Raw genomic sequence first — 18050 nt, forward strand, 5'->3', positions numbered from 1 at the left:
TGTAATGCACGGCTCAACAAGGCAATTTTTTGGTATTAGCAGTCGAATTTCTATTTGATTATTGTTTAATTTTTTTCTACTGATGCTGAAAGCGAGGAATCAGTATTCTCTTGTTCGATAACCTTATTCTCTGGAATCAAAATACTCATGATAATGGCGGTAAAGCCTGCAGAAGTAACCGAGGAGGAAAGCACGTTTTTAAAGGCTATAGGTAAGCCTTGAATGGCATCAGGTACCATCAGCACACCTAAGCCAGTGCCTAGCGAGGTCGCGATAATAAGTGACTTACGACGGTCTATAGGTTCGCTAGCCAATATCTTAATACCCCCAACGGCAATGGTGGCGAACATGACTAATGTTGCACCACCAAGTACAGGTTTAGGCATTAATTGAAGTGCGCCGCCGATAATAGGGAACAAGCCTAAAATGACTAACATGGCCGCCACGTAAAAGCCCACATGTCGGCTTGCTACACCGGTTAATTGAATAACGGCATTGTTCTGCCCAAATGTGGTATTTGGAAAGGTATTGAATACGGCGGCGATGGCCGAATTAACACCGTCGGCTAAAATGCCACCTTTGATTCTTTTTATATATTTAGGGCCTTTTATCGGTAAGCCACAAAATAAGCTATTAGCAGTAAGGTCGCCGGAGGTTTCTAGTGCAGTCAGAAAATAAATAAGCGCAATGGGAATGAATATATCGAGGTTAAAATTGATTCCATACTTAAAAGGTACTGGAATACTGACAATAGGTTGTTCGGCTAAACTAGCAAATGAAACCCAGCCTAAGATAGAGGCCACGACCGTGCCCAAAATCATGCCTATCATGATGCCGGAAAGTCTTACCCAAGGATTACTAGAAACATTAAGCGCAATAATAGTAACGAGTACAAATAGACCAAGAGCAAGGTTCTCAATGCTGCCAAAATTAGGGCTGCCAAACCCGCCAGCCAAGTCTGTGATACCTACTTTTATAAGGCTTATACCAATAGTAGTAATAACGATACCTGTGGTTAATGGCGTTATTACCCTTTTAATTTTATTGATAAACAAACTGACGATAATTTCGATGAAAGCCCCGATAAAGCAAACGCCCAGCAGAGTAGAGAGTATTTCTTCTTTGCTGCCCCCGTTAGCTTTAATAGACAGCCCAGCTATTAATAACGCGCTAATGAACGCAAAGCTGGTGCCTTGTACCGCAATTAAACCGCAACCTACTGGCCCGAAGGTTTTTGCTTGAATGAAAGTCGCAACGCCTGAAACAAACAGCGACATACTAATAAGATAGGGTATTTCAGATTCAAGTCCTAAAGCAGTGCCAATAATCAGAGAAGGGGTAATAATACCTACGAAGCACGCCAGAATATGTTGCAACGCGGCAGTAATGGATTGGTTTACTGTTGGAATATCATTTAATGCAAACAAGACATCGGTATTTGGTTTCATTAAGTCCCTTTATAAACCAAGTATTGTCAGAAATTAATGCATATCTTCTTTATGCACTAATTCCTATGCAAGAAGTTATCCTTTTTTAATCTTGTTATTTTTGAGCAGCAATAGACATAAGTGAAGTTATAATAACGCTTTGAATTTAATTGTTTTAATAGCATGTATATCTTTAATATAAAATTAAAATAGACAGGGGATGGGGATTGAGGAATAAATATTAAAATGAATTTGGTGCGTTCAAAGTAACCATTTTAGTGCAATGTTGATAAGAAAAAATAGTATTTAAAATTCAAGCGTTAATACTTCAGTCTAGTTTCTTGTGTTATCTAAAAATAATAAAAAAGGCTTCCTAGAAAGCCTTTTTTTTGAAATTTTCAAATGTTATTTAAAAACTGCTAGAACTAATTATTCTTGAGAATTTAACCAATCCATTTGATGGCCAGCACGGCGCTTTCTATTTAAAATATCTTCAAGAAGTGGAGTAAGAATAAGCTCCATCGCCAACCCCATTTTACCGCCAGGTACTACGAGTGTATTAATACGCGACATAAACGCGCCATCAATCATTTGTAGTAAATACGGGTAGTCAACGTGCTTCATTTCACGCCTGAACCGAACCACAACAAAGCTTTCATCCTGCGTAGGTATTTCACGGGCACTAAATGGGTTTGAAGTATCTACCGTAGGTACACGTTGAAAGTTAACATGGGTTTGAGAGAACTGAGGCGTGATGTATTGGAAATAATCATCTAGCCCACGCACGATGCTACTCATTACCGCTTCACGAGAATGGCCTCGGTCGGTGGTATCACGCACAATTTTTTGAATCCACTCAAGGTTTACAATAGGCACCATGCCTACCAATAAATCCACATGCTTGGCTACATCATTTTCTTCGGTTTTTACGCCGCCATGTAAGCCTTCATAAAACAGTAAGTCGGTATTTTGTGGTAAATCTTGCCATGGGGTAAAGGTGCCAGGCATTTGATTAAAAGGCACGGCTTCATCAAAGGTGTGCAGGTACTGGCGGAACTGGCCTGAACCTGAGCTTCCGTATTCTCTAAAGAGGGTTTCGAGTAATTCGAAATCGTTGGCCTTTGGGCCAAAGTAACTAATATGTCGGCCCTGTTCTTGGGCTTTGCGAATTTCCACTTCCATTTCCGGGCGAGTAAATCGGTGGAAACTGTCGCCGCCAACCACTGCTGCGTTCACATTTAAGTTTCTGAAAATGTGGCGTATAGCATTGGTTGTCGTGGTTGTTCCTGCCCCTGACGAACCGGTAATGGCAATAATTGGATGTTTTACAGACATAGAAATTCGTTTGAGAAATGACGGGTACTAGTTATAAGCCCACTGACACCATTAATCAAGAGTTAGACTTAAGTAAGGGGTCGAGTGAGCAATTACCCAGCACATTTTAGTTATCTTTTTCACGGTTGTCGTTTTTATGGTGATGTTGCAGTAAACGAATGATTAGTCGAGCTTCTTCTTCATCTAAATCAAGTAGAGCTCGCATTCGCTCCAAGTGATTAGCATCGTGATCGCTGAATTTACCATCTTCTAATACCGTGCGAACAGTCTCTTTGAAGCGGTCTCGTTTAAGCTGCATTTGAGCGGTAAAACTGGACGACAAAATACCGGCAGGCAGGGCGTAAAAGCAGATGCCTAAAAGGGTGATTAAACCGCCAAAAATTTTGCCCCCAGGCGTAATGGGAACAATATCACCATAGCCAACAGTGGTCAGTGTTACCACTGCCCACCATAGTGAAGCGGGTATGCTGCTAAAAGCCTCAGGCTGCGCAGTGTGTTCAATGTAGTAAATGCAGGTGGCAGCAATAACGGTAAACAACATCAGCACGCTGAGTGCGGCAATTAATGCATGAGACTCGTTTCTTATGGCAGTAATTAGCGTTTGCATCGAGCGCGAGTAGCGGCCAAGTTTTAATATTCGCAGCACCCTGAATACCCGTAATATCCGTAAATCTAGGGTAACAAACATGCTTAGGTAGAAAGGTAATATGGCAAGCAAATCAATCAGCGCCATAGGGCTTTTAAGATAGTGCCAGCGCTTTTGCCAAGGCGTATGCAATTGAACGTCTTTTGACGATGCGAGTGCCGAAGGCGGTGCTGCGCCACTACTCCAAATGCGAAGTAAGTACTCAAGGGTAAAAAGGCAGACAGAAATCACTTCAATAATGTGTAACTCTGTACCCCATTGTGAAGAAGTTCCCGGCACGGTAGATAGCATCATAGTAGCGATATTAATCACAATGACAGTCACGAGTATCACATCAAAGTACTTACTTGTTTTGTGATGTGATTGAGCATCTTTATAAGAAGCTAAAATATTGTAGCAAGTGGTCTGAAGTGACATAAATGCCTTTGCGTTACAGGTGCAGTTTAATACTCTACCAAGAATCGGCAGGTAAGCAAAAATACACCGTTAATAAAATAAGGATTAACTATGAAAGCATGTCATTGGCTGGCAGTGGTAATGTGTACAGCTACGGTAAGTGTAAATGCAGATGAAGCACTGCATACCGAAGCTGCACCCACTATTGATGGGGTAGCGAACGAGGCACTTTGGCAAGGGGATGATTGGTATCCTATGAATGAAGTGATTATTGGTGATACACCTGCTGCCAGCGATTTTACAGGAAAGTATAAACTTCGCTGGAACGAAGATGCCCTGTATTTGTTGGCTGAAATTCGAGATGACCATTTATCTGACACTTATGCCTCGCCCATAGAGCGTTATTGGGATGACGATTGTTTAGAGATATTCATTGATGCAGACGGCTCAGGTGGCGACCACTTCAACAACTACAATGCTTTTGCATACCACTTAGCGTTAGACAACCAAGTGGCGGATATCGGCCCAAGCATGGCAGCAGAAAATAAGGGTGAAGCTGTGCCTCAGCTTTATAACGACCATGTTGATAGTGCGTGGAAACGCCAATCGGACGCCCCTTTTGTGGTGCATTGGGAAACCGCAATAAAAGTGTTTGCTGATGATTATGTTCACGGTGAATCCAACACGCCTGTAACGCTGAAAAAGGGTATGAAGCTAGGCTTTATGCTGGCTTACTGTGATGCGGACGGAGGCGATAGAGAACATTTTATGGGGTCGCACCCTATTACCCCAATCAACGGGGATAAGAACCAAGGATACAAAGATGCGTCTGTATTTGATGTGCTTGAGTTAAAGTAAGCACGGGGTAATACAAACAAAAACGCCGCCTAAGTCTTGTTAGCTTAGGCGGCGTTTACATGTGCTTTTATTCAGTGCTTCTCTTAAAAAGAGATTAAATAAGAGGCTATATAAGACATCTACATAGCATCTACAAGCGCCTAGTCGGCACTAGATTCACGGGCAATGGCACGGTAGCCAATGTCAGTTCTAAAGTACGCGTCTTTGAACTGAATTGCATTTACCAGCTCATACGCTTTTTGCTGAGCTTCAGTCACGTTATTACCCATGGCAGTGGCGCACAATACGCGGCCACCGTTAGTCACCACTTTGCCGTCTTCTAGTGACGTACCAGCGTGAAACACTTTGCCATCTAAATCGGCAGCTTGTTCAAAGCCAGTAATTTCATCGCCCTTGTCATAGCTTCCCGGATAACCACCTGCCGCAAGAACAACACCGATGGCGGCACGTTCATCAAACTCAATAGTTTGATTGCCAAGTTCACCCTTACAGGCTGCTTGGCACAAATCGACAATATCAGATTGTAAACGCAGCATAATAGGCTGGGTTTCTGGGTCGCCAAAGCGGCAATTGTATTCAATTACTTTTGGCGTGCCATCGGCCATGATCATAAGCCCAGCGTACAAGAAACCCATGTAAGGGTTACCTTCTGCTGTCATACCTTCAACGGTAGGCATGATTACTTCTTTCATCACGCGGTCGTGAATTTCTTGTGTAACCACTGGGGCAGGAGAATATGCACCCATGCCACCTGTATTAGGGCCTTTATCGCCATTTGCGGCGCGCTTATGGTCTTGGCTTGTGGCAAAAGGAAGCACGCTTTTACCGTCTACCATAACGATAAACGAGGCTTCTTCACCATCTAGGAATTCTTCTACTACAACGCGGCTACCAGCTTCACCAAAGGCATTACCTGCTAGCATGTCGCGAATGGCATCTTCTGCTTCTTGTAGCGTCATCGCTACAATTACGCCTTTACCTGCTGCTAGGCCGTCTGCCTTAATTACAATAGGCGCGCCTTTTTCACGCACGTAAGCGATGGCTGGGTCAATTTCAGTAAAGTTCTGATATTCAGCGGTAGGAATATTATGGCGAGCTAGAAAATCTTTAGTAAAGGCTTTTGACCCTTCAAGCTGCGCTGCAGCTTGTGTAGGGCCAAATATCATTAAGCCTTCGTTAGTGAACGCATCTACCACACCTGCAACCAACGGCGCTTCTGGGCCAACAATGGTTAATTCAACATCGTTACCTTTAGCAAAAGACAGTAAGCCAAGAATATCGTTTACATCAATTGCTACGTTTTCTAGCTTAGGTTCTATTGCGGTTCCAGCATTACCAGGGGCAACAAACACTGTTGAAACTTCAGAAGATTGCGCTGCTTTGTAAGCTAGCGCATGCTCGCGGCCACCGCCGCCAATTACAAGTACGTTCATTAACTATTCCGTTTTAAGGTTTTGGTTTTACGACTTTGTTTTTACAAACCGGGCTTTTTAAACTTAAGTGTCATGCGATTACTCTCGCCAATGGCAAGGTACTTCTCACGATCTTGATCTTTTAATTTGAGGCTAGGAGGAAGCGTCCATACACCGCGCGGGTGGTCGGCCGTATCTTTAGAGTTTGCATTGATGTCACTAGCTTCTTCAAGCTCAAAGCCCGCTTTCTCGGCAGCAGCAACAACGAAAGAGCGCTTCATATAGCCACTTTTCTTCATCGCTGAATCTTCAGCAGATTCAGGTAGTTCATGTTCTACCACACCTAACACGCCACCAGGCTTAAGGGCTTTAAAGAAAGCACCAAATGCATTATCGATGCCTTCAGTACCTTGACCCATGTACCAGTTATGAATATTACGGAAAGTAAGTACCACATCGGCACTACCAGGCTCTGCAATATCAAGGGCTTTGGTTGGGTGAAAAGCAGTGACTTTTACACCTTGATAAGGCGCGCTGTCTTTTACTTTTTGATTGAAGTTTTCTAACGACTTACGGTAATAATCGTTGGTTGATTCGTCAACGAAGAAGTGAGCAGCAATGTACTGACCTTCTTTTTGAACCAAAGGCGCAATAATGTCGGCATACCAGCCGCCACCCGGTGCAATTTCAACCACTGTCATGTCTGGTTTAACACCAAAGAATCGTAATGTTTGCTGAGGGTTACGGAATTCGTCACGTACTTTAGCTTGTGCTGAGCGGTGTTCGCTCATGGCTGCATCCGAGATAGCATCGGCACTTGCATAGGTTGCTGACATGCCAAGCGTGGCTGCGAGTACTAATTTGGCTAACTTCTTCATTGTTATTTCCTTATTATCATCGAGGGTAACGGCGATTACGTTAACTGCTAATACTGATAAACACCAGTTTCAGATTAAGCTTAACAACAAACTATGACACCTACCCGACACCCAACATGCTAAATCTGTACTCTGCCGTTTTGCTTTTTCTTGCTTCAGAGCTGAGAGTGAGAGTAGAAGGCATTCAAAACACGCGGTAAACCCATCCATGGGCACTCTGCCACAGCATCCATGCTGTGGAAGGTTTTGAATGCCTTCTACTCTCACTCCTATCAACCGGCGTCATGCTTATTAAGTACGAGATCAGTTTGCATTTAAACACGCGGTAAACCCATCCATGGGCGCTCTGCCACAGCATCCATGCTGTGGAAGGTTTTGAATGCCTTCTACTCTCACTCCTATCAACCGGCGTCATGCTTATTAAGTACGAGATCAGTTTGCATTTAAACACGCGGCAGACTCATCCATGGGCGCTCTGCTAAAGCATCCATGCTGTGAAGGTTTTGAATGCCTTCTGCTCTCACTCCTATCAACCGGCGTCATGCCTATTGGATTGTGAGTTTTAGCGTGTTCCGCACTTTTATTCAATGGCAACTGTAGAGCCTAGCTATCAAAAGAGGGGAAGTGAATGCCAGTACTAAACCCTCTGCGGCAAGGATGCCATAGGTAACCCTTCACCCATCTCTAACCAGCTATCTGTTTCCAAAGCACGGCACGCAATAAGCTAGCAAGATGTAGTAGTGAGTACGAGGGCGGAGCCCCCATGGACGGGTTTACGGCGTGCTCCAAACTCGTACTCGCTTACTGCATCATCTATTTTAATGGCGGAAGTGGCGCATGCCAGTGAACACCATGGCGATGCCGTGTTCGTCGGCTGCATCAATCACTTCTTGGTCGCGCATTGAGCCACCAGGCTGAATAACGGCTTTAATGCCAGCTTCTGCGGCAGCATCAATGCCATCGCGGAATGGGAAGAAAGCGTCAGATGCCATTACAGAGCCTGCTACTTCTAGGTTTTCATCAGCGGCCTTAATACCTGCAATTTTTGCAGAATATACGCGGCTCATTTGACCTGCGCCCACACCCACTGTCATACCGTCTTTACAATATACAATGGCGTTAGATTTTACGTATTTGGCAACTTTCCAGCAGAACATCAAATCACGAAGTTCGTCATCTGAAGGCTTAAGTTTGGTGACTACTTGAAGGTCTTCCATTTCAACCATGCCAAAGTCGCGCTCTTGAACTAGCAGCCCGCCGTTAACACGTTTGAAGTCGTAACCGTCTGTTAGTTGACCAGCCCAATCACCACACGCTAATAAGCGTACGTTTTTCTTTGTGCTGACAATGTCTTTTGCTTCGTCGCTAACGATAGGTGCAATAATCACTTCTACGAACTGACGATCCACAATCGCTTGTGCCGTTTTCGCATCTAACTCGCGGTTAAACGCAATAATGCCGCCAAACGCAGAGGTTGGGTCGGTTTTAAACGCGCGGTCGTAGGCAGACAAAATGTCTTCGCCAATAGCTACACCACAAGGGTTAGCGTGCTTAACAATAACGCAAGCTGGCTCTTCGAATTCTTTAACGCATTCTAGGGCAGAGTCGGTGTCGGCAATGTTATTGAACGACAATTCTTTACCTTGAAGCTGAGTGGCCGTAGACACTGACGCTTCTTGAATATCGTTTTCAACGTAGAAAGCAGCGCTTTGATGGCTGTTTTCACCGTAACGCAAATCTTGTTTCTTGCTAACCTGAACGTTGAATGTACGTGGGAATTCGCTGTGCTCATGTCCGCAGTCGTCTTCGCAATCGGTAGCATCAATACGTGCGCCAAAGTAGTTAGCAATCATGCCGTCGTATTCAGCAGTATGCTCAAACGCTTTAATCGCTAGGTCGAAGCGGGTTTTGTAAGTCAGTGAACCTTCGTTTGTTTCCATTTCAGCTAGAACGCGGCCGTAGTCGGCAGCTTTAACAACAATGGTTACATCTTTATGGTTTTTAGCCGCAGCGCGAACCATGGTAGGGCCGCCAATATCGATATTTTCAATAGCGTCTTCTAACGTGCAATCGTCGTTAGCCACTGTTGCAGCAAATGGGTAAAGGTTCACTACCACCAAATCGATTGGAGCAATGTTGTTTTCGACCATTACCGCTTCATCAATACCACGTCGAGCCAAAATGCCGCCATGAATTTTAGGGTGAAGGGTTTTTACACGGCCAGCCATAATTTCTGGGTGACCTGTGTGGTCAGACACTTCTGTTACTGGCAAGCCAGCTTCAGCGATGAGTTTAGCAGTACCGCCCGTCGACAGAAGTTCCACCCCAGCGTTATGCAGCGCGGTGGCGAAATCGAGGATACCGGTTTTATCAGAGACACTTAATAGAGCACGTTTAATGGGTTTTGGTGTTTGCATAAAATATAAGCTTCAAAGTTAAGAGTGGTGAAACAAAAAGAGCACCTGTAGGTGCTCTTCGGTGGGCTAGGCCCGGTGATTTTAGTTCATGCCGTACTGCTTCAGCTTTTTGCGAAGCGTGCCACGGTTGATTCCCATCATAATGGCAGCGCGGGTTTGGTTGCCGCGGGTGTAAGTCATAACTTCTTCCAGCAGCGGGGCCTCAACTTCGGCCAGTACCATTTCGTATAAATTATCGATGTTGGCGTTGTCCAGTTGCTTCAAGTATTTATTAACCGCTTGCTTTACTGAGTCACGAAGTGGCTTTTGTGCTTGCGTCTGAGAAGGCGTAGTTACTGTAGTAGTAAAAGGTGAAGTCACGTTTTGATCGAACATAATACTGTCTTGCTCTTAAGTTAGTCATTACTATGCTGCAGGAGAAATCTGTCGGGTTTCTCGATTCTGCAGCGCTTCAAAATAAGCGTTTAGTGCTTCAAGTTGCGCTGACGCATCCTCGATAGCGTTGAACGATTTACGAAATTGACGATCCGTATCGTGTTCCGAGAGATACCAGCCCACATGCTTGCGGGCAATTCTTACACCGGCGACTTCACCGTAGAAGCTTTGTACATTAGCGACGTGCTCGTGCAAAATCTCATACTGTTCAGACAATGGTGGTGGCTTTAGGTTCTCGCCAGTTTCTAGGTAATGCAGGATCTCTTTAAAAATCCAAGGATTGCCTTGAGCACCGCGACCTATCATCACACCATCTGCACCGGTACAATTCAGTACCTGTTGTGCTTTTTCAGGAGAGGTAATATCTCCGTTGGCAATTACGGGTATCGAAATTGCCTCCTTTATACGACGGATAGTGTCAAACTCCGCCTCTCCTTTGTACATACAAGCTCGCGTTCTACCGTGAACAGCCAGTGACTGTATGCCGTTTTGCTCAGCAATGCGGGCTATCTCAACCCCATTGCGGTTATCGGTATTCCAGCCGGTACGAATTTTAAGTGTTACAGGAACATCTACAGCATTAACCACTGCTTTAATGATTGATTCCACCGTGCTCGGGTACTGAAGCAACGCGGAACCTGCCAGTTTCTTATTCACCTTTTTGGCTGGACAACCCATGTTGATATCGATGATTTGCGCACCGTTCTCAACATTAAATTGTGCCGCTTGGGCCATAAGCTCTGGATCAGCACCTGCAATCTGTACAGAACGAATACCTTCTTCGCCCTCATGATTCATTCGTGCTTGTGATTTTGCGGTATTCCATACCTTTGGATTGCTTGAAAGCATTTCCGACACCACAAGCCCCGCACCCATACGTTTACATAGTTGACGAAATGGACGGTCAGTCACGCCAGCCATTGGAGCCAGCATCAAATTGTTATCTAACGTATAGGAACCAATTCGCATATTTCGCCATCTAGAACTGCACAGAATTTATACACCCGGCTAAAACGGGGCGCTAAGTGTACGTGTTTTCGCAATACTTGAAAAGGCTAAAAATCACACAAAATTTCACTCTATGGGCTTGACAGTGAAAAAAAACTGTAACATTAGCCATCTATCACCGTTTTGCAGAGTGAATTTTAATCAAATCTCTCAAAGGCCGCGAATTGAAAGGCATTGAAAGACAAAAAATTTACATTTAGGCGAGTTTTTTACCAGACACTCGCGCCCATTCTCCATCAATCGCGCTCTCATCAAGGGCAAAATCGCGGGTGTAGGCAGCTTCAATTTTGGTTACTTGTTCAGCAAGAATGCCGGAAAGGACGAGTAAGCCCGACGGTTTACAGTAAGATGAAATAACATCTTGAAGCTCTAGAAGTGGGCCAGATAATATATTCGCCATTACTACATCGGCCTCTAGCGTGGGTTGGTCAGCCGGCAGATAAACATCAAGCCTGTCTTCAACGCCGTTACGGCGGGCATTTTCTTGTGTGGCTTGAAGCGCTTGTGGGTCGATATCAATGGCGACGACTCGCTTAGCGCCTAATTTAAGTGCCGCTAGGGCTAAAATGCCTGAACCACAACCAAAATCCACAACCACTTTATTAGCAACGTCGATACCGTCTAACCAACGTAAGCACAGGGCAGTTGTAGGGTGAGTACCCGTTCCAAAGGCAAGGCCTGGGTCTAGCATCACGTTAACGGCATTAGGGTCTGGCACATCACGCCAGCTCGGGCAAATCCATAAGCGGGTACCAAATTGCATAGGGTGGAAATTATCCATCCACTCACGTTCCCAGTCTTTGTCTTCAAGTGGCTCTAGTTTGTATTTAAAATCTGAACCTAGAATGCGCGCTTTGCCTAATCGTTTAATGATGGCTTTCATGTCATCGGTGGCTTCAAACAAGCCCACCACTTGCGTGTCGGGCCACAGCATAATTTCACCAGGCTTAGGCTCGTACATAGGCGTGTCTTTCGCATCTACATAGGTTACCGCTTGCGAACCGTTAGCGCTTAGCATATCGCCAATTGATTCAGCGTATTCTGAGGAGGTATTTATTCGTAACTGTAGCCAGGCCATATTCAAACATGTTCAAAGGGTTTGGCCATATTGTACCGCTTGGCTAGTTAAAGCGAAATCATAATGCTGGTAGCAACCCGTCAATTTCCCGTTCGTTTTCCCGCTTTACACAATAATTTTATGTAAAAGTGCCTTTTTTCATCAAACTTAAGTCTACATTTAACTTTTATTAGCCATTGTTTTTAAAGGGTTTATATAATGGTTAAGTCTTTTGGAGAATGGTTATTTATTGGCAAGTGTTTATAGTTAATAGGTGTTCCATTACTATTTCACCTTATGCACTATATTGTCGTACTTTTTATTATTTTGTTCTCTTCCAACGCCGCATTTGCAAAGCAAATTGAGGTGGTCGTGGGCTGGACAAAACCTCCCTATGTTATCTCAGAGCAAGATTCCGGCTTTGAGTTAGAACTCGTGCGGGCAATATTGCTTGAAATGGGGCATGACATGGCGCCGATTTACGTTCCTTTTGGACGCACCGCCAGCATAATGAAAAAGGGGGAGGTGGATATTGGACTAACCTTAAATCCAGGTCACGATATTGACCCCGCTATTCTGACTGATGCATACGTTTATTATCAAAATGTTGCAGTAAGCCGCACTGACAGAAACTTTGAAATTCACGAAATACAAGACTTAGTCGGGCATAGCGTGATTGCTTTTCAAACGGCAATATCGGTATTGGGTGAAGAGTTTAAAGACACGTTAGCCCATCAAAAAAACTATATGGAGCTTGCACAACAAGACCGGCAGGTTAGTTTGCTACTGCTTGGCAGCGTAGATGTGGCTGTGATGGATAGAAACATTTTTCAATACGTTAAACATCAGCTGCCTGTCGAAAAGCAACACGACACAACAATACACGAGCTGTTTCCCGTTTCCGCCTACAGTGCGGCTATTTCTGACGAGAAACTAAGAAACCAGTTTAATGAAGTATTGGCGCTATTCATAAAAGACGGCCGGTACCAGTCTTTACTTGATCAATTTGGTCTATTTAATTTTATTGAAGATCAGCCCATGCAACCGGCTAAAAAGTTGAATTAAGCTAAGATGAGTTTTTGAGTCTTGTGGCCTACCACTTCTAACGTACTACCCTTTTCCTTCAAATTTTTAACCTAATGTCTCTGTCCGAAACGCTTATTTCTAGCGTTTATCGCTTTTTTTGTGTCTTCATGGGTCGTGTTTGCCGAATAAAATGATACTTTGAACCTAGTTACTCACATGTTGCGTAGAAGCTGTAACTACGAATGACCCAATTATGGACATGACTTTAAACTGAGCATAACAGGGCTTTCACTATATGGCCTCGTGTCCATGGCGAACGTCGATATAAGGCCCTCTTCATACACTTTTTTGTCCATGCCATTGATGGATTGGTATTTCGTACCCCAAAAACGTAGCCCACTATTGCGGTCTAAAGGCACTGCCTGTTAGAACCATCAATTGACAGCTACGAGGAAAATAAAATGTCCGGGCCTAAACAAAAGGAAACACTCAATGGACTTATGGCCTCGATCCCATTTCGGTTCCGCAAATGAGATTTTCCTTGTTGACGACAATATTTGAACAACCATTGGTTTCGGGATCTTAAAAAAGCAGATGGAAAAGGAGAAGGTGGCCGCGATCCAGAAGCCGACATAAAGCTTTTGGCCTGGAGCGGGCTAACTTCGAACTAAGCCTGACTGTTGGAACAGTTTACAGGTGTAGAGAGGGGGCCTTGGTAAGAAAGGATAAAATTTACGACGGTCTACATGGCGAATTCTCAAAAACCTCAACCAAATAGTCGATCATCGCTCTTACTTTGAGGGGTAACCGACGATCCGGCGCGAACAGCACATGCAGGCCGCCGAGATCCAGTGGAGGGTGATCCAATTCGAAAGCAACCAGAGCGCCACTGGCCAATGCCTCGGACACGATAAAGTTGGGCTGATATATGATCCCTTGGCCCTTAACGGCGGCAGCAAGAAGTGCGTCGCCATTGTTGGACATGAGGTTGCCTGTTACGGGCACCTGGATCTTACCATCTTGGCCGAATGCCCAGGTGCCGCCGCGTTGCGCTGAGGAAAGGCTGTAGCTCAGGCAATTGTGGTTTGAGAGCTCGGCAACACGGTTAGGGGTTCCATGTTTTTTCAGATACTCAGGCGAGGCACAAAGTCGCATCGGGCAATTGCCGAGACGGCGGGCCCTGAGGTCGCTGTCAGCGAGGTGTCCGATGCGGACAGTCAGGTCCCAGCTCTCTTTCAGCAGATCCTGTTGAGTGTCGCTCAGGCCAAGATCCACCTCCACCAGTGGGTAACGATGGGTGAATTCCGGTATTAACGGTGCAATGAAGCGTGTGCCAAAGGATAGCGGTGCATTCAGACGTAATCGACCCATGGCCTGATGCTGCTGGGAAGATACTTCGGACTCCGCTTCTTCAAGATCCTGAAGAATGCGCTGACAGGCCTGCAGGTATTCCCGTCCGGCATCTGTCAGTGATAACTGTCGAGTGGTGCGATGAAGCAGTTTCGTGCCGAGCCTGGTTTCCAGTGAATCCACATGTTTTGTGGCCATTGCCGGCGACATGTTCAGCTCCCGGCCGGCGGCAGACAGACTACCTCTGGACGCTGCCTGAACGAATACCTGCATGCTTGTGTATCGGTCCAGCATTTTATTTCCTACCTTTAGTTAAAACAGTTCCTTTTTTAAGTCCGTTCTCCTTTCCTGAGTATCAGTATAACCTGTTCATTGTGATATCTGAACTATTCAAACCTATGGAGGTATGTCGATGTCCACGCAGCCAAGAGTGCCTACCAGACAACCGGTATTTTTTATTCCCCACGGCGCTGGCCCTTGTTTCTTTATGGACTGGAGTCCCCGCAATACGTGGGACGGTATGGCCGACTTTCTTCGAAGCGTCATCGGGCGTTTGCCAGAAAAGCCGACGGCCATCCTCCTGGTATCCGCCCACTGGCGCACTCAAGAGTTTAGTGTGACCGCCGGCAGCCAGCCCGATCTCATTTATGACTATTTCGGTTTTCCGGACCACACCTATAAATTGACTTATCCGGCTCCAGGAGCGCCGGCATTGGCGCATCGCGTGAGTCGTCTACTGGTTGGGGCACAACAGAACACCCTGGAGGATTCCGGGCGTGGGTTTGATCACGGTATGTTTATTCCGCTCAAGGTGATGTTCCCCGAGGCAGACATTCCTGTGGTTCAGCTGTCGTTACGGCAGGACCTGGACCCCGAAGCACACCTGCAGGCAGGCAGAGCTCTGGCGCCACTGCGTGACGAAGGTGTGCTGATTCTCGGCAGTGGCATGAGCTTCCACAACATGCGTGGCTACGGCGACAAGCGGTTTACACCGCTCTCCGAGGCGTTCGATGACTGGCTGACGGTCACTGTCGAAGGTGACTCCGGAATTCGTTATCAGCGATTGAGGAAATGGGTTCAGGCACCCCACGCCCTCGATTGTCATCCGCATGGAGACGAGGAACACCTGATTCCATTGCTCGTGGCAGCGGGTGCAGCGGGCGAGGAGCCCGGCAAGAAGGTTTATTCCGAACGGGTGATGGAAACCCAGTTATCAGCGTTTCAATTTGGTTGAGTGGGTGACGTCCCCTCAAAAATCAATGGCAAGAGGAATTAAATGATGAAAATTGAACTCACGGGCAAACAGTCGTTGGTCACCGGCTCTACCGCGGGCATCGGTTTGGCCATTGCCCAGGGGCTGGCCGAGGCCGGTGCCTCGGTAACTATAGTGGGTCGTGACCAGGCCAAAGTGGATAAGGCGCTGGCCGAGATAGCCAATGCCAGCGGTCGGGACGATGCAAAAGGCATTATCGCGGACCCGGGTACCGCGGAAGGTTGCCGGACCATCATCGAACAGCTGCCCGAGGTGGATGTTCTGGTCAACAACCTGGGTATTTATGGCGGCGTTCCATTCTTCGATATCGACGATGCTGCCTGGGAAGAGATTTTCCAGGTCAACGTGATGAGCGGTGTTCGACTTGCCCGGCATTACGCAACTGGCATGAAGGCTCGGGGCTGGGGGCGTATCCAGTTCATCTCTAGTGAATCGGCGTTGAATATTCCATCGGAGATGGTGCACTACGGGGTGAGCAAGGCGGCGCTTCAAGGTGTATCCCGGGGTCTCGCCAAGGTTCTTGCCGGAACCGGTGTGACCGTGAACAGCATCCTTCCCGGTCCGACCCGTACTGAAGGAGCCAAAGCCATGATGGCTGACCTGGCGGCTGAGCGGGGAGTCTCCCCGGAAGCAATGGAAACCCTGTTCCTGGACGAAAACCGGCCTTCCACGCTGCTCCGACGTTTTGCCGAACCGGAAGAGGTCGCCAGCCTCTGTGTCTACGCTGCGTCTCCCCAGGCCAGTGCCACCACAGGCGCCGCCCTGCGTGTTGAAGGTGGCATTGTGGAAAGCATTGCCTGAAATCGCCGGCCGGGACCACCCGGCCGACTCACCCACTGACAGTTGTTTTTTGAGGGAGGCATCATGAGTCTTCAGAAGAAACCCCTTGGGAAGTCCGGTTTGGAGATAGCCCCACTGGTATTTGGCGGAAACGTGTTTGGCTGGACAGCCGATGATAACCGCTCTTTTCAGCTACTCGATCGGTTTGTGGAGCAGGGCTTCAGCGCCATTGACACGGCCGACGTATATTCTGCGTGGGCACCGGGCCTTGAAGGTGGCGAGTCGGAGGCAGTTATCGGACGATGGCTGAAAAAGCGGGGACGTCGTGATGACGTCATTCTCATGAGCAAAGTCGGTATGCTGGAGCGTCGTAAAGGGCTATCTGCAGCCAACATCGAAGCTGCAATTGAGGATTCCCTGTCACGTCTGGGCACCGATTACCTCGATGTATACTTCGCCCACATTGATGATCAGGAAGTCCCCTTGGAGGAAACATTGGGCGCGTTTGACCGGCTGATCAAGGCCGGTAAGGTGCGGGCCATCGGCGCCTCCAATTATTCGTCCGATCGATTGGAACAGGCGCTGGCCGTGTCTCGTGATCATGGGTTCGCGCGCTATGAGCTGATCCAGCCCCTCTACAACCTGCATGACCGGGCCGATTTCGAGTCGTCGCTGGCGAAAGTCGCCAGCGAGCACAATCTTGGCGTGGTGAGCTACTTTTCTCTGGCCAGTGGATTCCTGACTGGCAAATACGCTCAGCTTTCAGACCTGGAAGGCAACCCTCGGGCTGACTTTCTCAACGGTTATTTCAGCGATCGTGGTCAGCGCATTCTGGATACCCTGATGGCCGTTTCGCAGGAGGCTTCAGCAAAACCATCCCAAGTGGCACTGGCCTGGCTGCTCCACCAGCCAGAACTGACCGCACCGATTGTCAGTGCAACATCGCTGTCTCAACTGGATGAGATATTGGCTTCGGTGAAATTGTCACTACCGGAAGAGATGCTTTCCAGGCTGGACGCCGCCAGTAGGCAGTGATATGAAGATGAGGCTGGAATGAGTGTGCATTCTGGCTTCATCCTCTTTGGTAACACCTTCAATGGTAATGAAACCCGCAATACGGAGAACCCAATCATGATCCACGATTCTCGTGAGCGGTATGGCGCTCTCACCAAACTGCTGCACTGGTCGATGGCCCTACTGGTGTTCTGGCAACTGCTCAAGTTTGGTGATCGAATCTTCGACGGAGAACACTGGGTCGGACAAACGCTGGTGCCCTGGCATGTCTCTATAGGTTCGCTGATGTTGCTGCTGATTCTGGTACGCTTGGCCTGGGCCGCTGGCCAGCGTCATCAGCGCCCGCAGCAAGATCCGGCGCAGGCTCTGCTGGTCAAGGCCGGTCATGGGGCGTTGTATCTTGGCCTGTTGCTGATGCCGATAACCGGGGTAATGGTCATGCTGGGTGGTGGCCACGGGATTACGGCTTTCGGTATCGAGCTTTTTGCTGAAGGCGAGGAAATTGCCTGGGCCCAAGCCCTGGGACAGCTCCATTCGCCAATCGCATGGATTTTGACCGTTTTGATTGTTGGTCATATTGGTATGGCACTGATTCATCACTTCGTGAAAAGAGACGATACGCTTAAACGTATGGTGTGATGAGGCAATCTCCAAAACCAAAAATTCTCGTTATTTCGCGACTTGATTGCGGAAACTCCGAATAGATCAATGAGGCAAACGGTTATTAGGCTAACTATA

16 protein-coding genes are annotated in these 18050 nt (G+C 47.0%); 6 read left to right on the plus strand and 10 right to left on the minus strand.

The features are described from left to right. Positions 1 to 65: 65 nt before the first annotated feature. The 3 genes from AAC006_RS04825 to AAC006_RS04835 all read right to left on the minus strand — a co-directional run bounded on the left by AAC006_RS04825 (position 66) and on the right by AAC006_RS04835 (position 3825). A complete protein-coding gene (locus AAC006_RS04825) occupies positions 66 to 1448 on the minus strand; it encodes a nucleobase:cation symporter-2 family protein (RefSeq protein ID WP_126872100.1) in 1383 nt (460 codons plus the stop codon). 408 nt (positions 1449 to 1856) lie between these two features. Then, entirely contained in the window at positions 1857 to 2762 is a 906-nt protein-coding gene (locus AAC006_RS04830) for a phosphoribulokinase (protein WP_013786634.1), read from the minus strand. Positions 2763 to 2868: 106 nt separating this feature from the next. Then, positions 2869 to 3825 (minus strand): ion transporter, encoded by a 957-nt coding sequence (locus tag AAC006_RS04835; protein WP_339890808.1) that lies wholly within the window; start codon positions 3823 to 3825, stop codon positions 2869 to 2871. A 120-nt stretch (positions 3826 to 3945) separates the two neighbouring features. Between AAC006_RS04835 and AAC006_RS04840 the strand changes: the two genes are divergently transcribed. Next, positions 3946 to 4662 carry a sugar-binding protein gene (locus AAC006_RS04840; protein WP_339890872.1) on the plus strand — a complete coding sequence of 239 codons (717 nt, stop codon included), beginning with the start codon at positions 3946 to 3948 and terminating at the stop codon, positions 4660 to 4662. A gap of 140 nt (positions 4663 to 4802) precedes the next feature. On the opposite strand, the gene purD is transcribed toward AAC006_RS04840, so the two are convergent. The 6 genes from purD to prmA all read right to left on the minus strand — a co-directional run bounded on the left by purD (position 4803) and on the right by prmA (position 11890). Further along, positions 4803 to 6095 (minus strand): phosphoribosylamine--glycine ligase, encoded by a 1293-nt coding sequence (gene purD / locus AAC006_RS04845; protein WP_339890810.1) that lies wholly within the window; start codon positions 6093 to 6095, stop codon positions 4803 to 4805. A gap of 41 nt (positions 6096 to 6136) precedes the next feature. Next, complete coding sequence (locus AAC006_RS04850; RefSeq protein ID WP_339890812.1) at positions 6137 to 6952, minus strand: methyltransferase; 816 nt, start codon at positions 6950 to 6952, stop codon at positions 6137 to 6139. An 818-nt stretch (positions 6953 to 7770) separates the two neighbouring features. Continuing rightward, entirely contained in the window at positions 7771 to 9369 is a 1599-nt protein-coding gene (gene purH, locus AAC006_RS04855) for a bifunctional phosphoribosylaminoimidazolecarboxamide formyltransferase/IMP cyclohydrolase (protein WP_013786629.1), read from the minus strand. A gap of 81 nt (positions 9370 to 9450) precedes the next feature. Next, the gene (gene fis / locus AAC006_RS04860; protein ID WP_012520109.1) at positions 9451 to 9744 is read right to left on the minus strand and encodes a DNA-binding transcriptional regulator Fis; all 294 of its coding nucleotides are present in this window, start codon (positions 9742 to 9744) and stop codon (positions 9451 to 9453) included. Positions 9745 to 9774: 30 nt separating this feature from the next. Beyond that, complete coding sequence (gene dusB / locus AAC006_RS04865; RefSeq protein ID WP_013786628.1) at positions 9775 to 10773, minus strand: tRNA dihydrouridine synthase DusB; 999 nt, start codon at positions 10771 to 10773, stop codon at positions 9775 to 9777. Between the two features lie 235 nt (positions 10774 to 11008). Then, complete coding sequence (gene prmA, locus AAC006_RS04870) at positions 11009 to 11890, minus strand: 50S ribosomal protein L11 methyltransferase (protein WP_013786627.1); 882 nt, start codon at positions 11888 to 11890, stop codon at positions 11009 to 11011. A 351-nt stretch (positions 11891 to 12241) separates the two neighbouring features. Here prmA and AAC006_RS04875 point away from each other — a divergent pair, with 351 nt between their 5' ends. Continuing rightward, complete coding sequence (locus AAC006_RS04875) at positions 12242 to 12934, plus strand: transporter substrate-binding domain-containing protein (protein WP_232363161.1); 693 nt, start codon at positions 12242 to 12244, stop codon at positions 12932 to 12934. Between the two features lie 693 nt (positions 12935 to 13627). Here AAC006_RS04875 and AAC006_RS04880 read toward each other — a convergent pair. Beyond that, positions 13628 to 14539: a LysR family transcriptional regulator gene (locus tag AAC006_RS04880; RefSeq protein ID WP_007105036.1), complete on the minus strand. Its 912-nt coding sequence runs from the start codon at positions 14537 to 14539 to the stop codon at positions 13628 to 13630. Between the two features lie 118 nt (positions 14540 to 14657). On the opposite strand from AAC006_RS04880, the gene AAC006_RS04885 reads away from it, so the two are divergent. The 4 genes from AAC006_RS04885 to AAC006_RS04900 all read left to right on the plus strand — a co-directional run bounded on the left by AAC006_RS04885 (position 14658) and on the right by AAC006_RS04900 (position 17951). Beyond that, the gene (locus AAC006_RS04885) at positions 14658 to 15479 is read left to right on the plus strand and encodes a class III extradiol ring-cleavage dioxygenase (protein ID WP_339890815.1); all 822 of its coding nucleotides are present in this window, start codon (positions 14658 to 14660) and stop codon (positions 15477 to 15479) included. Positions 15480 to 15521: 42 nt separating this feature from the next. Next, positions 15522 to 16319, plus strand: a complete 798-nt coding sequence (locus AAC006_RS04890; RefSeq protein ID WP_007105034.1) for an SDR family oxidoreductase — start codon at positions 15522 to 15524, stop codon at positions 16317 to 16319. Between the two features lie 63 nt (positions 16320 to 16382). Then, the gene (locus AAC006_RS04895) at positions 16383 to 17333 is read left to right on the plus strand and encodes an aldo/keto reductase (RefSeq protein ID WP_007105033.1); all 951 of its coding nucleotides are present in this window, start codon (positions 16383 to 16385) and stop codon (positions 17331 to 17333) included. Between the two features lie 18 nt (positions 17334 to 17351). Then, entirely contained in the window at positions 17352 to 17951 is a 600-nt protein-coding gene (locus AAC006_RS04900; protein WP_013786621.1) for a cytochrome b/b6 domain-containing protein, read from the plus strand. Positions 17952 to 18050: the final 99 nt, after the last annotated feature.

The organism is uncultured Alteromonas sp. (genome assembly GCF_963976965.1).
In the GTDB taxonomy this organism is placed as follows: domain Bacteria; phylum Pseudomonadota; class Gammaproteobacteria; order Enterobacterales; family Alteromonadaceae; genus Alteromonas; species Alteromonas naphthalenivorans.

What these genes read in the sequence shown, in the direction of transcription:
- dusB (WP_013786628.1), bottom strand. Translation starts at nt 10,773, where the DNA reads ATGCGAATTGGTTCCTATACGTTAGATAACAATTTGATGCTGGCTCCA.
- AAC006_RS04835 (WP_339890808.1), bottom strand. Translation starts at nt 3,825, where the DNA reads ATGTCACTTCAGACCACTTGCTACAATATTTTAGCTTCTTATAAAGAT.
- AAC006_RS04895 (WP_007105033.1), top strand. Translation starts at nt 16,383, where the DNA reads ATGAGTCTTCAGAAGAAACCCCTTGGGAAGTCCGGTTTGGAGATAGCC.
- AAC006_RS04840 (WP_339890872.1), top strand. Translation starts at nt 3,946, where the DNA reads ATGTGTACAGCTACGGTAAGTGTAAATGCAGATGAAGCACTGCATACC.
- AAC006_RS04830 (WP_013786634.1), bottom strand. Translation starts at nt 2,762, where the DNA reads ATGTCTGTAAAACATCCAATTATTGCCATTACCGGTTCGTCAGGGGCA.
- AAC006_RS04885 (WP_339890815.1), top strand. Translation starts at nt 14,658, where the DNA reads ATGTCCACGCAGCCAAGAGTGCCTACCAGACAACCGGTATTTTTTATT.
- AAC006_RS04850 (WP_339890812.1), bottom strand. Translation starts at nt 6,952, where the DNA reads ATGAAGAAGTTAGCCAAATTAGTACTCGCAGCCACGCTTGGCATGTCA.
- AAC006_RS04900 (WP_013786621.1), top strand. Translation starts at nt 17,352, where the DNA reads ATGAGTGTGCATTCTGGCTTCATCCTCTTTGGTAACACCTTCAATGGT.
- purD (WP_339890810.1), bottom strand. Translation starts at nt 6,095, where the DNA reads ATGAACGTACTTGTAATTGGCGGCGGTGGCCGCGAGCATGCGCTAGCT.
- AAC006_RS04825 (WP_126872100.1), bottom strand. Translation starts at nt 1,448, where the DNA reads ATGAAACCAAATACCGATGTCTTGTTTGCATTAAATGATATTCCAACA.
- purH (WP_013786629.1), bottom strand. Translation starts at nt 9,369, where the DNA reads ATGCAAACACCAAAACCCATTAAACGTGCTCTATTAAGTGTCTCTGAT.
- prmA (WP_013786627.1), bottom strand. Translation starts at nt 11,890, where the DNA reads ATGGCCTGGCTACAGTTACGAATAAATACCTCCTCAGAATACGCTGAA.
- fis (WP_012520109.1), bottom strand. Translation starts at nt 9,744, where the DNA reads ATGTTCGATCAAAACGTGACTTCACCTTTTACTACTACAGTAACTACG.
- AAC006_RS04880 (WP_007105036.1), bottom strand. Translation starts at nt 14,539, where the DNA reads ATGCTGGACCGATACACAAGCATGCAGGTATTCGTTCAGGCAGCGTCC.
- AAC006_RS04890 (WP_007105034.1), top strand. Translation starts at nt 15,522, where the DNA reads ATGATGAAAATTGAACTCACGGGCAAACAGTCGTTGGTCACCGGCTCT.